The sequence below is a fragment of the Mycobacterium sp. genome (genome assembly GCF_044370595.1).
Lineage (GTDB): Bacteria > Actinomycetota > Actinomycetes > Mycobacteriales > Mycobacteriaceae > Mycobacterium.
Map to the genome: position 1 here is coordinate 1 of NZ_JBILVF010000181.1, position 6,282 is coordinate 6,282.

A 6,282-nucleotide genomic window follows, 5' to 3' on the forward strand; every position below is an offset into this window, starting at 1 on the left:
GATTGCGAGGATCGTCGTGGGACATCGCGAGCGCTTCCTGCACGCGCCGGGAGATCAGCGGGATGTCAAGCACGTTGGCGTTCATCGCGGCGGCGGTGAAAAGCCCCACGAAACGATGCTCGATGACGCCCGAGTCGCTGTTTTCGCGGACCGCCACGATGTAGGGGTAGGAGCCGTACCGCAGAAAGCTGGGCATGGTGGCCTGTGCCAGCACCAGGGTCTCCCCCGGTTCGGTGAGTTCGGGCAGCACCTCGGTTCGCAGCCGGGCCACCCCCAGCCGGCTGCTCTCGTCGGCGGTGGTCAGCCCGTCGCGCACGGTGCAGCGCAGCGCGCCCAGCACAACGAAGTGGACGTCGAGCCAGCGCAGTAGATACGACAGGTCCATCCGGTCCGTGCCGGCAAACCGGGTGCCGTCGTCGGCCGCGACGTCGTGGGCCAGGCTCAGCAGGGCGGCCGACAGTGCCGCGGAATCCTGCGCCACCTGCCGGGCGTCGGCGACGGCCAACGGGAGCAGCCGAACCGCTTCGGCCAGCGCGCGCTGGTTGACCGGCTCGGAAAGCTGAATGTGGATCCAGGACTCCTCGAGGACACCGGCGTCGGCGTCGGGACCTGCGTCGGGGCCGGCGGGGCTCACCTCGGCCAGCGAGCCGTCCGGGTGGCGTCGGACCCGCATCGTGGGATGCATCAACGCGACGTAACCCACCGAGAGGCGGTGCAGCAGCACGGTGACCGAGTCCATCAGCATGGATGCCTGATCGGTGACGATCTGTAGAGCGGGGCCGAACCCGCCGTGATCGGCACCGTAGACCTCGACGAGGCTCTGGCCGACCTGTCGGCGGGCCGCCAGCTGCTCCTGAGCGCTGATCAGCGCCGGTGGTACCTCGTCTCCCGCGCCCGGGACGTCGGGGAACGCCCCTGAGTCCGGGCCGCGATAGGTGGCCGCGTATGCGCGTGCGAGTGGGGAGGTGCCCGGGCCGGCCGTCACAGCCCAAACACTAGTCCCGGGTCAGCCGGCGGTGGGTCACTCTGTGCGGGCGCGCCGCCTCAGCCCCGAGGCGCTCGATCTTGTTCTCCTCGTAGGCGCCGAAGTTGCCCTCGAACCAGAACCACGTCGCCTCGTTGGAGGCGTCACCCTCCCAGGCCAGGATGTGGGTGCAGGTGCGGTCCAGGAACCAGCGGTCATGCGAGATCACCACCGCGCAGCCGGGGAACTTCTCCAGGGCGTTCTCCAGCGAGCCCAACGTCTCGACGTCAAGATCGTTGGTGGGCTCATCGAGCAGCAGCAGGTTGCCGCCCTGCTTGAGGGTCAACGCCAGGTTGAGCCGGTTGCGCTCACCTCCGGAGAGCACACCGGCCGGCTTCTGCTGGTCGGGGCCTTTGAACCCGAACGCCGAGACGTAGGCGCGCGACGGGATCTCGTTCTGGCCCACTTCGATGTAGTCAAGACCGTCGGAGACGACCTCCCATACGTTCTTCTTGGGATCGATGCCCGCGCGGCTCTGGTCGACGTAACTGAGCTTGACGGTGTCGCCGACGCGAACGGTTCCGCTGTCGGGCTTCTCCAGACCAACGATGGTCTTGAACAACGTTGTCTTGCCGACGCCGTTGGGGCCGATGACCCCGACGATTCCATTGCGCGGCAGCGTGAACGACAAATCTTTGATCAGGATGCGGCCGTCATAGCCCTTGTCCAGGTGCTCGACCTCGACGACGACGTTGCCCAGCCGAGGCCCGACCGGGATCTGGATCTCCTCGAAGTCGAGTTTGCGGGTCTTCTCCGCTTCGGCCGCCATCTCTTCGTAGCGCTGCAGGCGTGCCTTGTTCTTGGCCTGCCGGGCCTTGGCGCCGGAGCGCACCCAGGCCAACTCTTCCTTGAGTCGGCGCTGCAGCTTCTGATCCTTCTTGCCGGACACTTCGAGGCGCTCGGCCTTCTTCTCCAGGTACGTCGAGTAGTTGCCCTCATACGGATAGGCCCGGCCGCGGTCGAGTTCCAGGATCCATTCGGCGACGTTGTCGAGGAAGTAGCGGTCGTGGGTGACCGCGAGGATGGCGCCCTTGTAATCGGCCAGATGTTGCTCGAGCCACTGCACGCTTTCGGCGTCGAGGTGGTTGGTGGGCTCGTCGAGCAGCAGCAGGTCCGGCTTGCTCAACAGCAGCTTGCACAGCGCCACCCGGCGGCGTTCACCGCCGGAGAGGTGGGTGACCGGCTCATCGGGCGGCGGGCAGCGCAGCGCGTCCATCGCCATCTCCAGTTGGGAGTCCAGGTCCCAGGCGTCGGCATGGTCGAGCTCCTCCTGCAGCCGGCCCATCTCCTCCATCAACTCGTCGGTGTAGTCGGTGGCCATCAATTCGGCGACCTCGTTGAAACGGTCGAGTTTGACCTTGATCTCCCCGAGGCCCTCCTCGACGTTGCCGCGGACGGTCTTCTCCTCGTTCAGCGGCGGCTCCTGCTGCAGGATGCCCACGGTCGCGCCGGGCGCCAGGAATGCGTCGCCGTTGTTGGGTTGGTCGAGTCCGGCCATGATGCGCAGCACGCTTGACTTGCCCGCGCCGTTGGGCCCGACGACGCCGATCTTGGCTCCCGGCAGAAAGCTCAGCGTGACATCGTCGAGGACGACCTTGTCGCCGTGGGCTTTGCGGACCTTGCGCATGGTGTAGATGAATTCCGCCACGGGCCCATCCTAGGTGGCGGTCACGCCGGGTTTGACCGGCGCGACCGCCCGGGCGGTCACGCTGAGAGCGTCAGAGCCTCGGCCTCGGCCTCGGCGTGGGCATCGGCGTCGGCATCGTCGGCTTCGTTGTCGATGTGATCGTCATCCCCATCCCCGGCGTCCTCGGGAGACTCCAGCGCGTGCCCGTCGTGGTGCTGTGGGGCCTGCTCGATGCGAACGATAACCCTGGCCAGGTCCGGCCCGACGGCTGAGGCGCGCATTTCCAGCGAGGACCGTTTTACCCCGTCGCGGTCCTCGTACTCACTGGTGTGCACGGTTCCGACCGCGACGATCGGGGCGCCCTTGTAGAGCGCAGCCCCCACTCCGGTGACCAGTTTCCCCCAGCAGTTGACGGTCATGTACAGCGTCTGACCCGGCTCCCAGGTGCCCTCGGCGGTGCGGCGACGGGAATTGCTGGCAACCCGGAAGCTGATCACTTCCTGGCCGGCCACGACCCGGCGGCGGAGATCGGTGATGATGCGGCCGACCACGGTGATGGGTGTCTCGAACATGTCAGGTCCTTTCTTCGGGCGTTCGGTGCGGGTTTCGCGCTACCCAGTGGGCACGACAGCACCGACACTGCGCCGCCCCGCCAGACACACCCGGGTGGGCGGCTGTGGAGCAATCAGGGTCTGTGGATGAATGTCAGCGACTGGCGCGGTCGCGCCGGGCCAACTCGGCGAGCATGGCGTTGTAGGCGGCCAGATCGGCGTCGTGGTCACGTTCGGCGGCCCGGTCCAGCCGGGTCGCTGTGCGCCGATCGGTGCGCTGCCATTGGATCAGCAACGCCATTAGCACCATCACCAGCGGGATCTCACCGGCCGCCCAGGCGATCGAGCCACCGAGCTTCTGGTCGCCGAGAAGGTCGGTGTGCCAGGGTAATTGGAGTGATCGATAGAACTGCTCACCCAGCACGTCCGCCATTCCCATCAGCAGCACACCGAAGAAGGCGTGCAACGGTATCGAGGCGAACACCATCCCGATTTTGCCCAGCGGCGGAATCACCCGCGGGGTCGGATCCACCCCGATCACCGCCCAGTAGAACAGGTAGCCGGTGAGCAGGAAGTGCAGGTTCATCAGCACGTGCGCGGCGTGGTTGCTGACCGCGACGTCGAAGATGCCGCCGAAGTACAACGCGTAGAAGCCGGCCACGAACATCACGGTGGCCACCACCGGGTGGGTGAAGAACCGCGAAAACCGACTGTGCAGACCGGCCAGAAGCCATTCCCGCGGACCGGGCGGATTGCCCTTTCCCGCGGTCGGCAACGCGCGCAACGCCAGCGTGGTGGGCGCCCCGAGCACCATCAGGATGGGGACGAGCATTGACAGCAGCATGTGCGCACCCATATGGGCACTGAACATCGCCGGCATGTATCGGCCCAGCCCCGATGAGGTGGCGAAGAGCAGCAACGCGCAGCCGAGCAGCCAGGACACCGTCCGGCCGACCGGCCAGGCGTCGCCACGGCGCCGCAGTCGCACCACCGCGGCGACGTACAACGCCGCCAGGACGATCGCGGCCGTGCCGAACAACAGATCGAAACGCCAATCCAGCAGGATCCGGGCGATGGTGGGCGGACCGGCGAGGTCGTATCCCAGTGCCACTTCGACTGGCGAGGGGTTCAGCACCGCCGGCGGGGGCGGTGGCGTTCGGCCGAGTCCGACCGCAATGCCGAACGTCACAGCGAACACCAGGGCCTCGGCGACGGCCAACCGGATCAACGGCGCCCGGGCGGCGGGGTCGGACTGCAACGCAAAGACCGCGCGGCGACGCTGACGAGCGCCGATCACACCCAGCACGCCCAGTGCGACGATCTTGCCGACTATGAGTACCCCGTAGGAGGTGGTGAACAGGTCGGGCAGGCGCACCCGCACCAGGGTGTTGACGATGCCCGACAACGTCATCGCCGCAAAGCACCACAGCGCCACCCTCGAGAAGCGGCGCGCCGCCAGGTCGGTGTGATCGCCACCGCGCAGCGCATGGGCCAACAGGGCCAGCAGACCGCCCGCCCACAGCGCACCGGCGACCAGGTGGATCAGCAGACTGTTGGTGGCCATATCGTGCGAGCCGCCGGAGGCGGAGTGGCCGGTCAACGCCAGCGGGACCAGGCTTAGCAACGCCAGACCGAGTAGCACCGGCATCCATGACCAGCGCAGTACCGCTCTGGCGGCTACCGCGAGGACCAATGCCAGCACGGCCGTCCACCGCCACGCCGAGGCGGTATCGACCAGATCCGCGACCCGCCAGATTTCCGCGGGGCTCAGGTGATCGCGCAGTGGCTTGCCGGAGACGTCCGACAGGGTCAGCGGGACCATGGCCGCAGCACACACGCCCCACACCGCTGCGGCCACGCCGGCCATTCGCAGAGCGCGGTAGCCGTCCGCGTCGAGGACACCATTGTCCTGCGGCGGAACGAAGAACGCAGCGACGAGCAAACCGCCGACGGCGATGGCGGCGGCGATCTCTCCCGCCGCCCGCACGAACGGCAGGCCTAGCGTCGTGACCGGCCCGGGGTCGGGCAGTCCGGTGGCGGTCAGCGCGTCGGCGAGTGCAAGGGCCGCAAGGGATGCCGCGGTCGCACCCGCGAGGACGGCGACGACGGTCAGCATCGCCCAGGGACTGCGACGCGCCACGGTCGAAGTCACGCTACGAGGCTACCCCCGGGCGGCTCAGCGTCCTACGGCTTGACTTTGTAGTCGACGTCGACGGTGTCGCCCTCGGCTTCGACGACGGTGACGTCGTAGCCCTGCTGCTGGTCGCCGGTGACTGCCACACACTCGACCACACTGCCGACCTCGGCGGAGACGTCGTCGACGCACTCGACGGTCTCGACCGGCGTCCCGTCGGAGGACAACTTCTGCATCAAGACTTCCTGGATTTGCTGTTTGGGCAGCAGCATGAAGACGGACAATTCGATACCGAGCTTGGCCGGATCGACCTGGGCTACCTCAACGATGCGCTTGGAGGTCTGCCCGTCCAGGGAGATTTCGCAGTTGGTCGTATTCCCGACCTTGCCGTCCAACCCGGCGTCGCACTTGGCGGACTGGGCTGACGCCAGACCGGCGACGGCCTTCTCCACCTGTTGCTTGGTCATCGCCGGGGTCAGTTCGTAGCTGAGTTCGGAGCCGCCGACGCCGGTGGTCGTGACGATCGCCTCGAGGCTGTTGGTGTCGCTGAACACCACGTCGCAGCGGGATGTCTTGCCGACCTCGCCGACCAAGTCGCCCTTGCATGTCACCGACTGCGGTGGGCTACCGGCGGTGGTGAGGCGCTCGGCGAGTTTCGTCTGAAGTTCGGCGGCGCTCACGGACTTTTCGACCTTGGTCTGCGAACTGGTCTCCACCTTTGCCGAGCAGCCCGACAACCCGGCTCCGATCAGGCCGGTCGCCGCGACGACACCACACCAAGCCGCAACATTGCTCTTCAACGCTTCTCCTCTGTACGCCTGTCGACGGCGAGCACACTATCAGCCAGGTGGTAACAATTGTCACGTGCGAATTCATCGGGCGACGGTTGTCACGCTGGGGGTTTCATTGATCGTCAGCGTCGCCGGTTGCGCGGCCGAACAAACCA

Annotated in this window: 4 protein-coding genes and 1 pseudogene; all 5 read right to left on the reverse strand. The window is 67.0% G+C overall.

Annotated features, from left to right (window positions below; genetic code table 11):
- A pseudogene (locus ADBZ5N_RS16740) lies at nucleotides 1-985 on the reverse strand (NAD-glutamate dehydrogenase); the annotation flags it as partial.
- A 10-nt stretch (nucleotides 986-995) separates the two neighbouring features.
- Entirely contained in the window at nucleotides 996-2,672 is a 1,677-nt protein-coding gene (gene ettA / locus ADBZ5N_RS16745; RefSeq protein WP_526259346.1) for an energy-dependent translational throttle protein EttA, read from the reverse strand.
- A 56-nt stretch (nucleotides 2,673-2,728) separates the two neighbouring features.
- Nucleotides 2,729-3,223 (reverse strand): single-stranded DNA-binding protein, encoded by a 495-nt coding sequence (locus tag ADBZ5N_RS16750; RefSeq protein ID WP_526259348.1) that lies wholly within the window; start codon nucleotides 3,221-3,223, stop codon nucleotides 2,729-2,731.
- Between the two features lie 133 nt (nucleotides 3,224-3,356).
- On the reverse strand, nucleotides 3,357-5,318 hold the full coding sequence (locus ADBZ5N_RS16755; RefSeq protein ID WP_526259352.1) for a bifunctional copper resistance protein CopD/cytochrome c oxidase assembly protein: 1,962 nt from the start codon (nucleotides 5,316-5,318) through the stop codon (nucleotides 3,357-3,359).
- A gap of 68 nt (nucleotides 5,319-5,386) precedes the next feature.
- On the reverse strand, nucleotides 5,387-6,136 hold the full coding sequence (locus tag ADBZ5N_RS16760) for a DUF4333 domain-containing protein (protein WP_526259350.1): 750 nt from the start codon (nucleotides 6,134-6,136) through the stop codon (nucleotides 5,387-5,389).
- Nucleotides 6,137-6,282: the final 146 nt, after the last annotated feature.